We start from the raw sequence: 17,263 nt of genomic DNA, 5'->3' as shown, positions 1-17,263 counted from the left end.
GCATTAAAGGCACCGCCAATTTAATGATTTCTGAAGGCTGAAAGGTAACAAAACCCAGATCAAGCCAGCGTTGTGCCCCTTTGGCGGTTTCTCCGACGAATAATACCGCTGCTAATAACACCACGCCTACGGCGTATAAGTAGGGTGACCAAAACTCATAGTGGCGAGGAGGAACTTGGGCGAGTGCAAACATGACGGCAAGTGCCAGCGTCATGCGAATGGCTTGGCGTTCCATCATCGCCAGGCTTTGTCCGCTTGCGCTATACATGACCACCAGCCCGAAGCCCATGAGCAACAAAACACCAATCAGCATGGGCAAATCGAGATGTAAGCGGTCAAACAAAGAGCGTTTAGTGCTGGCTTGAGCTAACGAACTCATTATTTTTCCTCCTCAGTCTCTTTGTCTTCCACTAGAATATGATCGAAGATACGGCGCGCGATCGGCGCACCATTGCTTGACCCGCCACCGGCATTTTCTAACACCATAGATACCGCGACTTCGGGATTTTCAAAAGGCGCGAACCCCATAAATAGCGCATGATCGCGCAGATGTTCGGCGATTTCATCGGCGTTATACTCTTCGTTTTCGCCAAGGCCAAAGACCTGAGCGGTGCCCGATTTCCCTCCCGATAGATACTCCGCGGAGCGGAAAGCACGACGTGCTGTTCCTTTACGCCCATGATTGACCAATCTCATGCCTTCTAAACCGACGTCCCAATATTTATCTTTTACATGATTAATCGGCGGGAATGGCACGTCTTTCGGTTTGTGCTCACCCATTTCATCACGGGTTTTCATTAATAATTTCGGGGCTTTCACTTCACCACGGTTAAGCAACACCGTGAGTGCTTTAACAATCTGCATGGGTGTTGCTGTCCAGTAGCCTTGTCCAATACCAACCGGAATGGTATCCCCCTTATACCAAGGTTGCCGATAGCGGCTTCTTTTCCATTCTCGGTTAGGCATATTGGCACTGCTCTCTTCTTGAATATCAATGCCTGTGTATTGGCCAAACCCGAATCGACCCATCCATACAGACAGCTTATCGATCCCCATGTCGTAGGCGATTTGATAGAAAAACGTATCAACCGATTCTTCAATCGATTGAACAATATTAACGCGGCCATGGCCCCATGGACGCCAGTCACGGAATGGACGGGTGTCTGAATTAGGGATGCGCCAATAACCAGGGTCATTGCGGGTGGTCTTGGTCGTGATCACGCCTTCTTCCAAGGCAGAGACAGCGATAAAGGGCTTCACCGTTGAGGCGGGGGGATAAATGCCTAGAGTCGCCCGATTCACCAGTGGACGATCTTTATTATTGAGTAATTGCTGATACTGTTTATTCGAAATGCCGTGGACGAATAAGTTCGGGTCATAGCTTGGGGTCGATACCATGGCCAATACCCCGGAGGTGTCAGGATCAACCACCACCACTGCACCTCGGCGATCGCCAAGAATACCGCGCACGTAAAGCTGCAAATCAATATCGAGGTTGAGGATTAAGTCTTTACCGGGCTCAGGCGGAACGTATTTAAGTGTCCGGATCACACGACCTCGGCTATTCACTTCGACTTCTTGATAGCCGGCTTTTCCGTGTAACTCGGGCTCGTAATATTTTTCTAGCCCGAGTTTGCCAATGTCACGCGTTGCTCGGTAGTTATTGAGCACGTCTTTTTGTCGCAACTTGGCAATATCTCGATCATTAATTCTTGCGACATAACCCAGCACGTGTGTTAACGCATCGCCATATGGGTAATGACGTTTTAGATAGGCTTTGATTTCAACCCCGGTAAATTGATGCTGGTGGGCGGAAAAAATCGCGACCTCTTTGTCAGTCAGTTGCGTTTTGAGTGCCACGGCATTAAAACGGCGAGAGCGGCGACGTTCTTGTTGAAAGCGTGCAATATCTTTGTCATCCAGCGACAACAAGCGTTTAAGCTTGGCCAAGGTTGCCGACATATCATCGACTTGCTCGGGGGTCACTTCTAAATGATAAACCGGGCGGTTTTCAGCCAGCAGTTTTCCATGGCGGTCATAAATGAGGCCACGGTTAGGCGCGACAGGGACCACTTTAATACGATTATCATTCGAGCGAGTTTGGTAGTCTTGATGCTCGGTTACTTGAATATGATAAAGGTTGGTGAGCAACGCTCCAACAAGCGCCATAATGCCGACAAAAGAGACAATAGCGCGGCGCACAAATAACGCAGCCTCGGTACTGTGGTCTCGGATTTCAACTCGTTGGCGCTTCATCTGTCGTTATTCTCGATGATAAGGATGGTTGGTGGTGAGACTCCAAGCGCGATACAGGCTCTCCGCCATGATGACGCGAACCAGTGGGTGGGGCAGGGTCAGAGGCGAAAGTGACCAGCTTTGCTCAGCGGCTGCTTTACAGTCGGGGGCCAACCCTTCTGGGCCACCAATTAAAATGGCGACATCGCGCCCATCCAGTTTCCACTTTTCGAGTTGACTGGCTAATTGCGGCGTATTCCAAGGCTTGCCGGGAATATCTAAGGTAACGATACGACTACCTCGATTCACCGCAGCGAGCATGGCTTCGCCTTCTTTTTGTAAAATGCGGGCAATGTCTGCATTTTTACCGCGTTTACCGGCAGGCACTTCAACCAGCTCAAGTGGCATGTCTTTTGGAAAGCGGCGCTGATACTCATCAAAGCCTTGTTGTACCCACTTGGGCATTTTATTGCCGACTGCAATCAACTGGATTTTCATGGATTAATTCCAGAGTTTTTCCAGTTGATAAAGTTGGCGTTGTTCTTCTTGCATGACGTGAACCATGACGTCGCCTAAATCGACAACGACCCACTCACTGTCATCTTTGCCTTCTGTTCCCATGGCGCCAATATCAGCCGCTTGGGCTTGCTCACAAACGTGATCGGCAATTGAAGCCACATGGCGACGTGAATTGCCTGTACAAAGCACTAAAAAGTCAGTAATGCAGGATTTATCTCGTACGTCTAGCGTCACGATATCGCTGGCTTTTAACTCATCGACTTTGTCGGCGACAAACTGTTTTAATTCGGTAGCTTGCAAAGAGAACCTCGATGTATGTGCTGATTGTATTCAGTGGCAGTATATCACTTGGCAGCCCTTTGGACACGCTAGGGCGCCAGAGGTTCGGCGGGTTGGCACATAAGTGCACAAAAATAGTGCAGATTAGGCCAAGGGTCACTGCCAAAATCGGTTTTTAACTGTATCTCTAACTCAGCGAGCTGGTGCAGTAATGAGGCGAGACGCACTTTGTTTAGCCGATTGAGTGCTGCGGTGATCATGGGTCTGCGCGCTTGCCAAACACGCAACTGATCGAATAGCACGTTGAGTGGTCGCCCTTGTTGCCCTTGCTCTTGGATTGTATAGAGTTGTTTGAGTTCTTTTTGGATCAAACGTAGTAACAAGGTGGGCTCTTCGCCTTCGGCATGCAGTTGTTCGATAATACGCTGCGCGCGATTAGCCTTACCGGCAAGTAGCGCATCGGTCAGTTGGAAAGGGGTGAAGTGATGATGCCGCGACAACGCACTCTCAATCCGAGGTAAGGTAAGGGCACCATCGGGATAAAGTAAGTGGAGGATTTGTAAACTTTGCACCAGCGCGAGTAAGTTGCCTTCATGCCATTGGGCAAGCAACTGCAGCGCGGGTTGATCGGGTTGTAGCCCGAGATGGCGGCAGCGCTGTTCAATAAAACGGGGCAAGTGACGTGCATCTGGGGTTTGGCAAACTACATACAAGGCTTGCTTTGCCAACGTAGTAAACCACTTGGCACTTTCTTGCTTTTTATTGAGCCGCTCGCCTTGAACGAGCAAGAGAATATCAGGATGGAGGTAGCTGGCAAGCTCGGTCAGTTGCTTGGCTTGGGCGCTGTTCAGGCCATTTTCAGGACAGGTCAATTCAATAATCTGCCGAGAGGAAAACAAACTGAGGGCTTGGCAGCAGTCAAACACTTCTTGCCAATCTAATTGCCCATCAATCATAAACTTATGATGCTCTTCAAAGCCTTGTGAGCGTGCCGCGTGGCAAATGGCATCACGAGACTCGAGCTTTAACAAAGGATCGGTGCCAAAGACTAAGTAAGTTTGACGCAGTGGCTGATTAAGCTGCTGCGCCAATTGTTCTGGATAGGCTCTCATCATTGCGCGGGCTGTGTTTCAGTTTGACGCGTTTCGATGATCACATTGGGCTCAGTGGGCGCCTCTCCCTGTTCGAGTTGCTCTAATGCCGCTTGTTCTGCTTGCTGACGCTCAAATGCGGCGATATCCCCTTTCAGTTGAGACAGTTGACGCATAATTTGACGGGTCGCCTCGGTACGCATTTCTGCGACTAACTTATTTTGCTCGACTGATTTGGCCAACGCGGTCAGTGGGTTATCGAGAAAGTTACGGCTTAAGGTCGTGTTGTAGGTGTAGCTACCTTTCCCCGGCACGGTGACACGATAACGTGCAACATAGCGAAACTCTTTCTCTGCCACTCGGCTGTTTTGATAGAGCGACAAAGTTTGTGCACTATCACTTTCGCTAAGCAACTCGATATTCGTCACGTCGTCAGAGGGTGACACCATCTGAACGTTATGTTGACGCAAAGCGTTGCGCATTTGGCGAGTCAGCTCCCCATAGGGGTCAAAACTCGTCAATGACACTTTGTCTACCTCATCGGGCAAATTATAGCTGCCACGCAAGGCAAACCCGCAAGACGCGATGGTCAGTGAGACCATCGCGACGAGCAGGGAGCGAAGCACAGTGTTAAACAGATCCACTCCATCGCTCCTTGTTAGTTAGCAACAATATTAACCAGTTTCCCTGGTACATAAATGACTTTGCGAACCGTTTTACCGTCGGTAAATTTGACCACGTTTTCGTCTGACATGGCTTGTGCTTCAACGGCTTCTTTCTCGGCGTCGGCGGCCACGGTGATCTTGGCACGTAGCTTACCGTTTACTTGCACAATGATTAGCTTTTCCTCCTCGACCAAGGCCGCTTTATCGGCTTGCGGCCAATCGGCACTGTCGATATCGGTTTCGCCCAGGGCCTGCCAAAGCGTAAAGCAGATGTGCGGGGTGATGGGATATAGCATCAATACCACGGCTTTGAGTGCTTCGTCTAAAACAGCACGGTCTTGTTCATTGTCCTGTGGCGCTTTAACTAAGCGATTCATCAGCTCCATGATCGCGGCAATGGCGGTGTTGAACGTCTGACGACGGCCCATGTCATCACTGACTTTGGCGATGGCTTTGTGCACATCACGGCGCAAGGCTTTTTGATCATTATTGAGCGTATCGACTGCCAGCGCAGTAACGTCGCCTTTGTGGGTGTGCTCATAGACCAGTTTCCAAACACGGCGTAAGAAACGGTGTGAACCTTCCACGCCAGACTCTTGCCATTCCAACGTCATGTCCGCCGGTGCGGCAAACATCATAAAGAGACGCATGGTATCGGCACCGTATTTTTCCACCATTAATTGGGGATCAATGCCGTTGTTCTTCGACTTTGACATCTTGGTCATGCCTGCGTGGGTGACGGCGTTCCCTTGGCTGTCGACCGCATGAATAATTTGCCCTTTGGTGTCCCGTTCAACGGTCACATCAGTCGGCGAGACCCAAACACGTACCCCTTTTTCGTCGGTGTAATAAAATGCATCGGCGAGCACCATACCCTGACAGAGTAACTGCTTGAATGGCTCGTCGCTATCGACCATATTTTCATCGCGCAATAGTTTATGGAAAAAGCGCGAATACAACAGGTGCATACAAGCGTGCTCAATGCCACCGATATACTGATCGACCGGTAGCCAATAATTGGCGGCGCTTGGGTCGAGCATTTGATCCGCTTGCGGTGAGCAATAACGTGCGTAGTACCACGACGACTCCATAAAGGTATCGAAAGTGTCGGTTTCACGCAGCGCTGGCTTACCTTGATATTGCGTTTGTGCCCATTGCTTGTCAGCTTTGATAGGGCTTTGTACACCATCCATCACCACATCTTCTGGCAGGATGACGGGCAGCTGCTCAGTTGGGACAGGAACAACCTCACCGTCTTCGGTATTCAGCATCGGAATTGGCGCACCCCAATAACGCTGACGAGAGACGCCCCAATCACGTAAACGGAAATTAACCGTTTTCTTGCCTTTACCTAGCGATTCAAGCTTGCTCGCAATCGCATCGAAGGCCGCGTTAAAATCTAACCCGTCAAACTCACCCGAGTTAAACAGCTTACCTTTTTCGGTATACGCTTGTTCTGACAAATCGGGCGCATGGCCGTTTTCATCGAGGATCACCGGCTCGATATCCAGCGCGTACTTATGAGCAAATTCGAAGTCGCGTTGGTCGTGAGCAGGCACCGCCATCACGGCGCCAGTGCCGTAATCCATSAATACAAAGTTAGCGACAAAGATAGGGACACGACGCCCGTTCAATGGGTGCGTGGCATACAAACCGGTCGCCATGCCTTTTTTCTCCATGGTCGCCAGCTCGGCTTCGGCAACTTTGGTGTTACGGCACTCTTGTACGAATTCAGCGAGGGCAGGGTTGTCTTTGGCCGCCGCCTCCGCGAGGGGGTGACCGGCGGCAATCCCCACGTAAGTGACGCCCATCAGCGTATCTGGACGCGTGGTGTAGACGTCGAGTGCGGGGTGATCGCCTTCAACATCAAACGTCAGCTCGACACCTTCTGAGCGACCAATCCAGTTACGCTGCATGGTTTTTACCATGTCTGGCCAGCCGTCCAGTTTGTCGATGTCTTGCAGCAGCTCTTCTGCGTAATCGGTGATTTTAATAAACCACTGCGGGATTTCTTTTTGCTCAACCGGCGTATCGCAGCGCCAGCAGCAACCTTCGTGAACTTGCTCATTGGCGAGCACGGTCTGATCGTTGGGACACCAGTTCACTGATGAGGTCTTTTTATAAACCAGCCCCTTGTTGTAGAGCGTGGTAAAGAAGCCTTGCTCCCAGCGGTAGTAATCGGGACTACAGGTGGCGACTTCACGGCTCCAGTCGTAGCCAAAGCCCAGCATTTTTAGCTGGCCTTTCATGTAATCAATGTTTTCGTAAGTCCAAGGCGCGGGCGCGGTTTTGTTTTTGATCGCAGCGCCTTCGGCAGGAAGGCCAAACGCATCCCAACCAATCGGCTGCATGACATTCTTGCCTTGCAGTCGCTGATAACGGGAAATGACATCACCAATGGTGTAGTTACGGACATGCCCCATGTGCAGTCGGCCACTTGGGTAAGGAAACATAGAAAGACAGTAGAATTTTTCTTTGTTAGGGTCTTCATGAACCACAAAGGTTTTATTGTCATCCCAATGGGCTTGAACTTTTTGTTCAATATCTTGCGGGCTATATTGTTCTTGCATCGATGGCTTCCGAGATTCTGTGAGAAAGGTAAAACCTGAAAGAGAAATATCAGCATAGAATAACGAAAGGCAGAGACCGCAACAACACTTGAATCAGGACAGGACCATGAATAAAGAGAAAGAACCCCAACAAAGTATCATCGAGCGGGTAAAAGAGGCGTTAGAAAACAGCCCCGAGGCACTGTCTCATTGGGTGACCTTGTCTGATCAATACCTCAAAGCCGCGGCCGATCTGACCAAAGATGAATGGGCCTTGATCGAGGCATACTTTAAACGTGATGTGAAAGCGTTCGGTGAACAGTACGATAAATCTCAAACCGAAGAGATTGATAGTCAGGTGTTTAACGATCTGATTGCTAACTCGATTTGGGAGCAATTGGCAGAGATCACCGACCGTACGCAGCTAGAGTGGCGTGAAGTGTTCGATGATCTTCAACATCATGGCGTTTATGAAGCGGGTGAAATCGTCGGACTGGGCGTGTTGCAATGTGAACAGTGCCATCATCAAACGCGGCATAGCCGGGTCGATGTGATTGCACCGTGTACGCAATGTGGTCATCGCTACTTTTCTCGCCGCCCTTACCCGGTGTAAGCCAAGTTTTAGAGCTTGGCTTTTGCGTTTGGTTTTAAAGCGCGGGTCGGTCTATCCGTGGCCAAAGGTGCCTAAGAGGCGTCGTCGCGACCTTCAAAGCGCTGGCGTTCTTCTTTTTCGACTTGAGAAAGCCGTGGCAGCTTTAGGCCTTGTGATTGCCCCATCCAACGGGCAAAGACAATATTACAAGCAAATGCCGCGGTGACGAAGACGAGCTCTGCAGCAGCCATCCACCGTTCGCCTTCATCGACATAGAGAATGGTAAGGGCGTGTAAAAAATAGAACATCAAAATAAAGTTGGCCCATGCATGGGTAAACGCTTTGCCTTTGATGATCCCAGGTAAAGGGAGCAGTAAAGGGATTGTCCAGCCAATGGTCACCGCCCATGCATTCAAGTGAGGATGGGGCGATAAGTAAGCATGCCACGCGACCACCCAAGCAATGAGGCCAAGGTTACTCAGCAAAGACAATTTGCGCATGAAGGCGAGCCGAGGATCTGTCACGATTCTGTCCTTTTATCTTAGGTGGTGGTAAAAAGTGTGGGCAAAACGCGCTAAGCGTTGGCCTAATGTTTTTGCGATTTGCTTTTCGTCGGCCATTAAAGGGTGATGTGGCTCCGCAACACTGGATGCACCGTAAGGGGAACCGCCGCCTTCCGTTGTATGAAGCGCACGCTCGCTGTGTGGAACACCGACTAACATCATACCATGATGAAGTAAGGGGATGGTCATCGTGAGCAGCGTGGTTTCTTGGCCACCATGAAGCATTGATCCGGCGCCAAAGACCGCGGCGGGTTTATCAATTAAGGCACCCGATAACCATTCGCCACTGGTACTATCGATAAATTGCTTCAATGGCGCGGCCATGTTGCCAAAACGTACCGGACTGCCGAGCGCGAGGCCATGGCAATCTAATAGATCCTGACGGGTGACAAAGGGATCGTTTGGCGAGACGTCCGGTATTTTGCCATCGGCATAAGCAGGCAGCTCGGGCACAGTTCGTAACACCGCCTCAACGCCTTGCGCTTCAATACCGCGTGCAACTTGTTGAGCAAGCTTACGTGTATTACCTGAACGGCTGTAATAAAGCACGAGAACTTGTGTCATTGAACGAATACCAATACATTTTCGGGTGGGCGGCCGATGACCGCTTTGTCGCCTTGAACGGCAATGGGACGTTCAATCAGTTTTGGGTGATTAACCATTGCCTCCAACAATTGCGCTTCTTCCACCGAAGCATCGCCCAAATTGGCTGCCTTGTAATCCGCTTCTTTGGTGCGCATCATGTCGCGAAATGATGCCATGCCCAGCTGTCGCTTTAACTCACGGAGCGTATCGGCAGATAATGGCGTCTCTAAATATTTAACGATTGTCGGCGTGACGCCCTTTGACTCAAGCAGCTTGAGGGTTTCTCGACTTTTTGAGCAACGTGGATTGTGGTACAGAGTAATGGGGCTCACAACATCTATCCTTTTTAAGTTGAGTTAACGATCACTGAGCGCTTTAAAGCGTGCCTGCTGATGGCGTAATTGATCGATACGCGCATCATAACGTGCTTGTGCCAAGCTGCCTAACTCAGCCAGTTGAGCGGCTTGGGTGTAGTTACGAATGGCTTTGCTCCATTGACCGCGCAGCGCGTAACGCTCTCCTTGAGCAGCTAATTCACCGTCACGGTGTGTGCCAGTGCTTTCGTACGCTTGTTGTAACAAAAACCATCCGTTGCTGTCATCGGCATGCTGGTGGGTGTAGCGCTCTAATGCCTTGATCGCTTCACCGCCACGCTTGGCTTTTACCAAGGTGTAAGCGTGATTAAGCAACAATACGCGATTGTTAGGCTGCTGGTTCAAGGCTTGATTCAGGCGGGATAAGGCGCTGTCATACTGCTTTTCGCCAATCTCTAAGTCGGTCATCGCGTCAATATAAAAACGATTATTGGGTTGAGCTTTAATGAGGGGCGCCAGCTTCTCACGCGCTTGTTGATAGCGCCTTGCATCAATATCCAACAGCGCCATGCCGTAATCAAGGCTATGTTTTTCCGCTGGCGATGCTGCTTTATGACGCCGTTCAAACCAGTCCATGGCGGAGCGATCAGCGATACCGCTATATCGTGCAACGATACGCGCTCGTGCGAGTTGGTAATCGGGAGAGTCGGGCACGCTTTTTTGAGGATACTGACGCGCCCGCGCGCGTGAATCTGTGATCCGAGACGCGGGTAATGGGTGAGTGCTGAAATACTCCGGCATTTGACTGGCGTAGCGGTACTCATCGGCTAACCGAGAGAAAAAGCGTGGCATCGCCTCAACATCGAAATCCGCGCGAGCGAGGGTTTCAATTCCGACGCGGTCGGCCTCTTCTTCGTTACGGCGGGTAAAGTTTATTTGGCTTTGCATACTCCCCGCCGTTGCTGCATGAGCTGCGGCAATCCCTGCTTCAGGCGCTGCAATCGCGAGCATTAAAGAGCCGACTAAAGCGGCAACCGTTAGCGGCGAGGTTTGTGCCTGCGCTTCCATGCTGCGCGCAAGGTGGCGTTGGGTCACGTGCGCAATTTCGTGCGCCATCACAGATGCCAGTTCGCTTTCTGTCTTGGCATGCAGGAAAAGCCCAGAATGCATGGCTACATACCCGCCAAAAAAGGCAAACGCATTGATCGCTTGATTATCAATCAAAATAAATTGGAAGGGCGTGCGGACATCGTTGGCGTTCGCCACCAACCGATGCCCGAGGGCGTTAACATATTCACCGAGTAAAGGATCATCAATAATGGGTTTGCTGGCTCGTAGCATTCGCATATAAGCATCACCAAACTCTTTTTCTTTTGCCACCGACAGCGTACTCGCGGCAGCGGTGCCAATGTTAGGCAAATCACTTTGATATGACTCGACGTTTGCTGACACAGGCGCACTGACCAATGTCCCTGCAAGCGCATAGGCGACGAGGCGGCGAGCCGTTTTTCCTTTCCAAGAGCAAGATGCACGTGGCGGCATAAGTGTCATTACCTTTTAAAATACGCAAGTGTACTTAAGTACAGACCGATAAAACCTGTCTGGGTTTCGTTGGCGTTCTATCTAATGTCCATTACAATACCAACGATAATACCGACCGGTGAGACAGAATGGAATGTCAAACTCTTGATTTACGAGCACATGTTTGCCCAATGGCCCTGCTACTCGCTAAGCGTGCAGCAGCGTCGTTGCGTGCCGGCGAGCAGTTAGTGATTTTACTGGGCGATCAAGGCGCGAAAAACGATATTCCAACCTACTTTACTCGTGAAGGATTTACCATTGCTTGGTTAGATACGCCAGCCTCGCGTTTACACGTCACAAAACAATAACGAGCCTGATATGTTTGAATTGCTACATCGCTGGTATCGGCGACGCTTTTCCGACCCACATGCGGTCAGCCTAGTGCTGATTCTTTTGGTCGGTTTTGTCACCATCTATTTTTTCGGCAACTTATTGGCGCCTTTACTCGTGGCCATTGTCATGGCGTATTTACTCGATTGGCCAGTCAATCGTCTTAGTCGACTGGGGCTGCCTCGCACGTTATCGGTTTTGGTGGTGATCGCCTTGTTTGCCAGCTTCACATTCATGGCGTTGTTTGGCTTGGTACCGACGATTTGGAATCAAGGGATAAGCCTGGTGGCCGATGTGCCGAACATGTTTAATAACATGCAGATGCTGATGATGAGCTTACCCGAGCGCTATCCAGGATTAATTAATCCGCATATGGTGAACACACTGGTCGATGCCTTGCAGTTTAAAGTCCTCAACATCGGGGAAACCTTGGTAAGGGGATCGTTATCATCGCTGGTGAACATCGTGGCGCTAGCGGTCTATTTGATTTTGGTCCCGCTCTTGGTTTTCTTCTTACTGAAAGATAAAACGCAAATGTTGGCGATGTTTAAAGGATTATTGCCGCGTAATCGCCGCCTTGCCTCTCGGGTTGGTCATGAGATGAACCAACAGATATCGAATTACATTCGCGGGAAAGTGACCGAGATTATTATTGTCGGTATCACCAGCTATCTGACTTTCATGTTACTCGATCTCCGCTATGCCGTGTTGCTAAGTGTCGCCACCGGCTTTTCTGTCCTTGTCCCCTATATCGGGGCGGCCATTGTTACGGTGCCGATAGCGATCGTGGCCCTTTTCCAATGGGGACTTGAGCCCGGGTTTTGGTATGTGATGATTGCTTACGGCGTGATTCAAACCCTTGACGGTAACGTCCTTGTGCCGGTGCTTTTCTCGGAAGCGGTCAATTTACACCCGGTGGCACTCATCATAGCCGTACTGGTTTTCGGTGGACTCTGGGGCTTTTGGGGGGTATTTTTTGCCATTCCATTGGCGACGTTAGTGAAAGCGGTATGGCAAGCATTGCCTGAAATTGAGCTCGATGATGATCCAAAAAAAGACGTAGAGTGATCCATCTTGTTTTCAGGCTCCTAAATAAAGGAGCTGAGCGGCACGAGCACAGGCTTTACCGTGATCAGTTTGGCCCACAGAAGTAGTAATGAAAAACAGGGTTGGCATGGTACAAAACAGGCAAGAACATACGCATTTAGAGGGGTTCCGCGTCGCTGTGATCGGTGGCGGCGTGGCGGGCACGACAGCGGCCATGCGACTGGCTGAACGTGGTATTGATACCCAAGTGTTTGAAGCGGGAACCGGGCTAGTCAGTGGCCCACCTATCTGTCATCTTCATGCGGGCGGCAATTTGTATCGAGAAATCTCGCTCGACCAGTGCTTAACCTTACTGGACCAGTCCGTTGCGACCGTACGCATGTATCCGCACTCTGTGAATCGCCGCCCAACGGTGTTGGCGGTGCCAGAGCAAGACCCAGGATCGTTAGACAGTGTGATTGCACGATTAGAAACCTTGCGCGAGCGTTATGCGCAATTGGTCGAGCTTGATAGCGCCAACAAAGTGATGGGCGAACCTGCTGATTATTTCCGCCTGTATCAGCAATCAGACCTTGAAGCGCTGAAAGCAAAAGATTATCGCAGTATAACCGATTCGGCTGATCAGTGGATGTGGCCGGTTGCGCAGTCGCTGGACCTAAGTGCGATGAAGTATCCGTTGGTATTGGTGCAAGAATACGGGCTGAGTGTATTTCGCCTCGCCGCTGAAGCGCAATTAACGCTTGCCGACGTGCCGCATTGCCAACTCAACTTTAATCATAAGGTCGTGGATACACAGCAGACAGCGTCGGGTTGGCAAGTGACGTATCAAGATAAGGCAGGCCAATCGCACACCACTGAGGTTGACTATCTGATTAATGCGGCGGGATTTCGCACCGGGACCATTGACGATATGGCGGGCTTCGGGCGTCAGCGTCTGGTTGAGTACAAGGCAGCGTACGTCGCCCACTGGACGTCGACGGCGTACCAATGGCCAGAAATTATTGTTCATGGCCAGCGAGGCACGCCACAAGGTATGGCACAACTGACGCCTTATCCTGATGGTTTCTTTCAACTGCACGGCATGACGCAAGACGTGACCCTCTTTGAACGTGGCTTGGTGAAAAGCTCAGTGCAATCGGCGCAACCGAATGTCGACGCGCGCTATGTTAAAAACATCGATCAAGGTTGGGACTGGGATCAAGTGTGCCAGCGCACGGACCGGGCCATCGAACATTTTGCTCAATGGCTGCCTGAGTTTAAGCAGGCCGAAGTCGGAGGAAAACCCTTGTGTGGCGCGCAACAAATTCCCGGTGAGGACCCGTCGCTGCGGGCGTCGGATGTATCTTTCGATGGTGAGCGCTACGCGCGGATGGAAATCGTGAAAGCCTCCTCGGCGCTGACGGCGATAAACAAAGTCCTGACGCAATTTGAAGATGCCGGCTGGATTTCGCCAACCTCTCATTACGTCATGACGCGCCCGTCGACCGCTAAGATTGTCAGCGCTGCGTGTGAATTTGCGGTACAGCGTGGTTATCCAGAAGCATTGGCAAAGCCTGTGGGCTGAGTGAACCCATGGTCATCGTTTGAAAAAAGCGCACGATTCATCGTGCGCTTTTTTGTTAACAAGCAGGATAAGGCGCCGTCCTAGGCTTGGTTCAGGAAGTCCAATACCACTTGGTGATGATCTTTGGTCTTAAACTTATTGAACACATGTTCAATTTTGCCATCTTTGCCGACCAAAAAGCTGAGGCGATGAATGCCGTCATATTCTTTCCCCATGAACTTCTTGGGTCCCCAGACGCCAAATGCATCCGCAACCGCATGATCTTCGTCGCTCAGTAGGGTGAAATTGAGTTCATCGCGCGCGACAAAGCGGGCGATCTTTTTGACGGGATCCGGGCTGATACCTAACACCACGGTATCCAGCGCGTCGAGCTCGGCCTTAGTATCACGCAAAGAGCAGGCTTGTGTGGTGCAGCCTGGTGTCATTGCTTTGGGGTAAAAATACACGAGGACGCGTTTTTCGCCTTGAAACTGGCTAAGCGTGACGGTGTCGCCATTTTGATCTTGCAATGAAAAATCGGGCGCTTGAGCGCCTTCCGTTAATGTTTGCATGCGCTGCGTTTCCTTTTTTGTCGGTAAACCGAATTGACGATGATAGAGGGTGTTCGAGATTACGCAAGTTTTTGATATTACGATCACGCTCTTGACAGTGTTTGACCTTTTATTGACGCTAACGAGACGCTGATTCAATGATAAAATCGCAAACTTGAATGTAGCGGTAAGAAATGTCGAATAAGACACGCCAGCGCGCAGGGTTATTCTTGTGTTTACCCAGCGCCAAAAGTAACATTGCAAGCATCACCAATAAGGGAGACGAACATGGTTTCTGGAAGCATAGTGGCGCTCGTCACACCAATGGATGCACATGGCGAGGTGGATTACGTTAGCCTGAAAAAACTGGTCGAGTTTCATATCCAAGCGGGCACAGATGCGATTGTCGCAGTGGGCACAACGGGTGAGTCGTCGACAGTAACCGTGGATGAGCACATTAAAGTGGTCCTAAAGACCTTGGAATTTGCGGATGGACGGATTCCCGTTATTGCAGGTACGGGGGCAAATGCCACCCACGAAGCGATCACTTTCAGTAAAATGTTTGCCGGGTCGGGCGTAGCCGCTTGTTTGAGTGTGACCCCTTATTACAACAAGCCGACGCAAGAAGGCTTATTCCAGCATTATAAAGCCATTGCCGAAGCGACCGACTTACCTCAGATTCTCTATAATGTTCCCGGTCGTACCGCCGTAGATATTCAGCCTGAAACGGTGGCGCGCCTAGCGACCTTTGACAATATTATCGGCCTAAAAGATGCCACTGCCGATGTCAGTCGTGTCGCCATTCATCGGGAACTTTGTGGCGATGACTTCCTCTTATTCCGAATTAAGCGAGCATTTGCGTCCCGATGTCCGAGAGGCCATGCAGGTTGCGGGTGTTGTTTAAGCCGTTGGAGTGTCAATGAAACCAGTATTTAAGCTCGGCCTTTGTGCCATCATGGTCACCGGGCTGGTGGCCTGTAGTGGTGGCGCCGAGCAACGCCGTCAAGCCAAAGATGATTTTAGCTACTTGCAAACGACCCCGCTGTCGCAGTGGCAAACCTTGCCGGATCAAGCGCCTTACTTTTCCACCAATTATCAGATCCCTGAGCAAGACTTTAAGGGCGAAATCGGCAAAAATGTCGATATTCGTCCGCCGCGTCAAGTGCTTGATTTAGTGCCAGGGGCGCGTATTGAGCGTGACAGTCGTGGAATAACCGTCGCGGTTGCCAATGAGCAGCAGCTTACCCAATTATGGGAAACCGTTGAACGTCTGGCGAACGATAAGACCATTCCTGTTGAGACACAAGCCGCAGATCAAATTGACACCGGCTGGATCGCTTGGGAAAAAGAAGACAGTGCTCATCAGGCTCGGTTCCGCCTATCACGACTCGAACAAGGGCGGCGATTTGCACTGGGCGTCAATATGATTGATTCACGCGCCAAGGCCAGTGATGAACCTTTGACGCCGGCAGAGCAGGAACGCTATAACACCTTAATGACCAATCTGATTACGGTGAGCCATGATGCAGCACTACGTGCAGAGGCGCGCCGTTTAGCTGCACAACGTCAGTCAGATATTCCGATGAGTTTTGGTACTGATCGAAGTGGCTTGCCAGTGATTATTGCGCGTGCTCCGTATGATGTCGTATGGGAAAAACTTCCTGATATGATTAAACCGCTCGGATTTACGGTAGAAAGCCGCAACCAATCGCAAGGTACGGTGAAAACGCGTCACGTTGCGCCGAATGATGAGCGTTGGCAAGCCCTTGGGGTTGAACCTATCTCGCTGCCGGACAATAGCTACACACTATTGTTAGGGGATTTAGGCAACCGCACCTCAATCAATGTGACCGACAGTGATGGAAAGCCGGTTAAAAAAGCAACGTTAGAAGCGCTTAGCCCAGCGCTGAAAGCGGCCATTGCGCAGCTTAGCCAGGCCACATCGCAGTAATCTTATAGGGACGCCAGACAGCGTCCCTTATTTTTTAGCGCCTAATGGAGAGAATAGGTAATGGAAAAACGTGCTGAGTTGTATCGCGGTAAGGCAAAATCTGTTTATGCAACCGATGATGAAAACCGCTTTGTTCTGCACTTTCGCAATGACACCTCTGCGTTTGATGGTGAGCGTGTTGAGCAACTTGAGCGAAAAGGTGAAGTGAATAACAAGTTCAATCACTTCATCATGCAAAAGCTTGAGCAGGCAGGTATTCCCACCCAAATGGACCAACTGTTGTCCGATACCGAGTGCGTGGTGAAAAAGCTCGATATGATCCCGGTTGAGTGTGTGGTAAGAAACATTGCCGCGGGCTCACTTTGTCGCCGACTGGGCGTAGAAGAGGGCACAGCACTCACTCCACCCACTTTTGAGTTGTTTTTAAAAAACGATGCGCTGCATGATCCTATGGTCAATGGATCACTGTGTGAGTCCTTAGGGTTCGCGAGCCAAGCCCAATTAGCGACCATGAAGTCGCTGACGTATCAGGTTAACGATGTGCTTAAGGCGCTGTTTGCTGAGGGTGACTTATTGCTGGTGGACTACAAGCTGGAGTTTGGCGTCGACGTCAACGGTAATATTGTCCTTGGCGATGAGTTTAGCCCAGATGGCTGTCGTTTGTGGGATGCCAACACGCGAGAAAAATTGGATAAAGATCGCTTCCGCCAAGGTCTAGGTGGTGTGGTAGAAGCTTATATCGAAGTAGCAAAGCGTATCGGCTTAGCCCTATAATTTTTGGGCTTAAAAAGCAAACGATTGCGTCGCATGTGAAGACAATAGCACCGTGTAAATAAAATAGCGCCATGGATATGGCGCTATTTTTTAT

At 50.5% G+C, this 17,263-nt stretch carries 18 protein-coding genes and 1 pseudogene; 7 read left to right on the top strand and 12 right to left on the bottom strand.

Features of this window, described 5'->3' with window-relative positions:
• The 7 genes from BZG79_RS03840 to leuS all read right to left on the bottom strand — a co-directional run.
• Nucleotides 1–379: FtsW/RodA/SpoVE family cell cycle protein (locus BZG79_RS03840; protein WP_199877529.1), on the bottom strand; the 379-nt coding region annotated here is incomplete at its 3' end.
• Nucleotides 379–2,256, bottom strand: coding sequence for a penicillin-binding protein 2 (gene mrdA, locus BZG79_RS03835; protein ID WP_077773759.1), 1,878 nt, complete (start codon nt 2,254–2,256; stop codon nt 379–381). The genes mrdA and BZG79_RS03840, both read right to left, overlap by 1 nt.
• A gap of 6 nt (nt 2,257–2,262) precedes the next feature.
• Nucleotides 2,263–2,733 (bottom strand): 23S rRNA (pseudouridine(1915)-N(3))-methyltransferase RlmH, encoded by a 471-nt coding sequence (rlmH, locus tag BZG79_RS03830; protein WP_025744459.1) that lies wholly within the window; start codon nt 2,731–2,733, stop codon nt 2,263–2,265.
• A 3-nt stretch (nt 2,734–2,736) separates the two neighbouring features.
• Nucleotides 2,737–3,054 (bottom strand): ribosome silencing factor, encoded by a 318-nt coding sequence (gene rsfS, locus BZG79_RS03825; protein WP_077660741.1) that lies wholly within the window; start codon nt 3,052–3,054, stop codon nt 2,737–2,739.
• 68 nt (nt 3,055–3,122) lie between these two features.
• Entirely contained in the window at nt 3,123–4,145 is a 1,023-nt protein-coding gene (gene holA / locus BZG79_RS03820) for a DNA polymerase III subunit delta (protein WP_077773760.1), read from the bottom strand.
• Nucleotides 4,145–4,768: an LPS assembly lipoprotein LptE gene (gene lptE / locus BZG79_RS03815; RefSeq protein ID WP_077773758.1), complete on the bottom strand. Its 624-nt coding sequence runs from the start codon at nt 4,766–4,768 to the stop codon at nt 4,145–4,147. The genes holA and lptE overlap by 1 nt, the downstream gene beginning before the upstream one ends.
• Nucleotides 4,769–4,782: 14 nt before the next feature.
• Nucleotides 4,783–7,359: a leucine--tRNA ligase gene (gene leuS, locus BZG79_RS03810; protein ID WP_077773757.1), complete on the bottom strand. Its 2,577-nt coding sequence runs from the start codon at nt 7,357–7,359 to the stop codon at nt 4,783–4,785.
• 106 nt (nt 7,360–7,465) lie between these two features.
• Here leuS and BZG79_RS03805 point away from each other — a divergent pair, with 106 nt between their 5' ends.
• Nucleotides 7,466–7,951 carry a zinc ribbon-containing protein gene (locus BZG79_RS03805; RefSeq protein WP_077461613.1) on the top strand — a complete coding sequence of 162 codons (486 nt, stop codon included), beginning with the start codon at nt 7,466–7,468 and terminating at the stop codon, nt 7,949–7,951.
• A 71-nt stretch (nt 7,952–8,022) separates the two neighbouring features.
• On the opposite strand, the gene BZG79_RS03800 is transcribed toward BZG79_RS03805, so the two are convergent.
• Genes BZG79_RS03800 through BZG79_RS03785 form a run of 4 tightly spaced genes read right to left on the bottom strand, consistent with a single transcriptional unit; the run spans nt 8,023 to nt 10,934 of the window.
• Nucleotides 8,023–8,430, bottom strand: coding sequence for a DUF2069 domain-containing protein (locus BZG79_RS03800; protein ID WP_051503281.1), 408 nt, complete (start codon nt 8,428–8,430; stop codon nt 8,023–8,025).
• Nucleotides 8,431–8,466: 36 nt separating this feature from the next.
• Nucleotides 8,467–9,057, bottom strand: coding sequence for an NAD(P)H:quinone oxidoreductase (gene wrbA / locus BZG79_RS03795; protein WP_025744464.1), 591 nt, complete (start codon nt 9,055–9,057; stop codon nt 8,467–8,469).
• Entirely contained in the window at nt 9,054–9,410 is a 357-nt protein-coding gene (gene arsC, locus BZG79_RS03790) for an arsenate reductase (glutaredoxin) (RefSeq protein ID WP_077461612.1), read from the bottom strand. The genes wrbA and arsC overlap by 4 nt, the downstream gene beginning before the upstream one ends.
• A gap of 24 nt (nt 9,411–9,434) precedes the next feature.
• On the bottom strand, nt 9,435–10,934 hold the full coding sequence (locus tag BZG79_RS03785; RefSeq protein ID WP_077677224.1) for a M48 family metalloprotease: 1,500 nt from the start codon (nt 10,932–10,934) through the stop codon (nt 9,435–9,437).
• Nucleotides 10,935–11,062: 128 nt separating this feature from the next.
• On the opposite strand from BZG79_RS03785, the gene BZG79_RS03780 reads away from it, so the two are divergent.
• From BZG79_RS03780 to BZG79_RS03770, 3 genes are all read left to right on the top strand, one after another.
• Nucleotides 11,063–11,281 (top strand): sulfurtransferase TusA family protein, encoded by a 219-nt coding sequence (locus tag BZG79_RS03780; protein ID WP_025744467.1) that lies wholly within the window; start codon nt 11,063–11,065, stop codon nt 11,279–11,281.
• A gap of 10 nt (nt 11,282–11,291) precedes the next feature.
• Nucleotides 11,292–12,371, top strand: a complete 1,080-nt coding sequence (locus BZG79_RS03775; protein WP_077669023.1) for an AI-2E family transporter — start codon at nt 11,292–11,294, stop codon at nt 12,369–12,371.
• Nucleotides 12,372–12,459: 88 nt separating this feature from the next.
• Nucleotides 12,460–13,914: an FAD-dependent oxidoreductase gene (locus BZG79_RS03770; RefSeq protein ID WP_025744468.1), complete on the top strand. Its 1,455-nt coding sequence runs from the start codon at nt 12,460–12,462 to the stop codon at nt 13,912–13,914.
• 80 nt (nt 13,915–13,994) lie between these two features.
• Here the strand turns inward: BZG79_RS03770 and bcp are convergent, their stop codons facing one another.
• Nucleotides 13,995–14,465, bottom strand: coding sequence for a thioredoxin-dependent thiol peroxidase (gene bcp, locus BZG79_RS03765; protein ID WP_077647117.1), 471 nt, complete (start codon nt 14,463–14,465; stop codon nt 13,995–13,997).
• A 267-nt stretch (nt 14,466–14,732) separates the two neighbouring features.
• Between bcp and dapA the strand changes: the two are divergent.
• The 3 genes and pseudogenes from dapA to purC form a co-directional block, all read left to right on the top strand.
• Nucleotides 14,733–15,278 (top strand): annotated as a pseudogene (gene dapA / locus BZG79_RS03760) (4-hydroxy-tetrahydrodipicolinate synthase); the annotation flags it as partial.
• An 85-nt stretch (nt 15,279–15,363) separates the two neighbouring features.
• Nucleotides 15,364–16,395 (top strand): outer membrane protein assembly factor BamC, encoded by a 1,032-nt coding sequence (gene bamC / locus BZG79_RS03755; protein WP_077773756.1) that lies wholly within the window; start codon nt 15,364–15,366, stop codon nt 16,393–16,395.
• Between the two features lie 60 nt (nt 16,396–16,455).
• A complete protein-coding gene (gene purC / locus BZG79_RS03750; protein WP_077773755.1) occupies nt 16,456–17,169 on the top strand; it encodes a phosphoribosylaminoimidazolesuccinocarboxamide synthase in 714 nt (237 codons plus the stop codon).
• Nucleotides 17,170–17,263: the final 94 nt, after the last annotated feature.

Source organism: Salinivibrio sp. MA427, assembly GCF_001996115.1.
In the GTDB taxonomy this organism is placed as follows: domain Bacteria; phylum Pseudomonadota; class Gammaproteobacteria; order Enterobacterales; family Vibrionaceae; genus Salinivibrio; species Salinivibrio costicola.
This window is presented reverse-complemented; position numbering and strand designations above follow the sequence as displayed.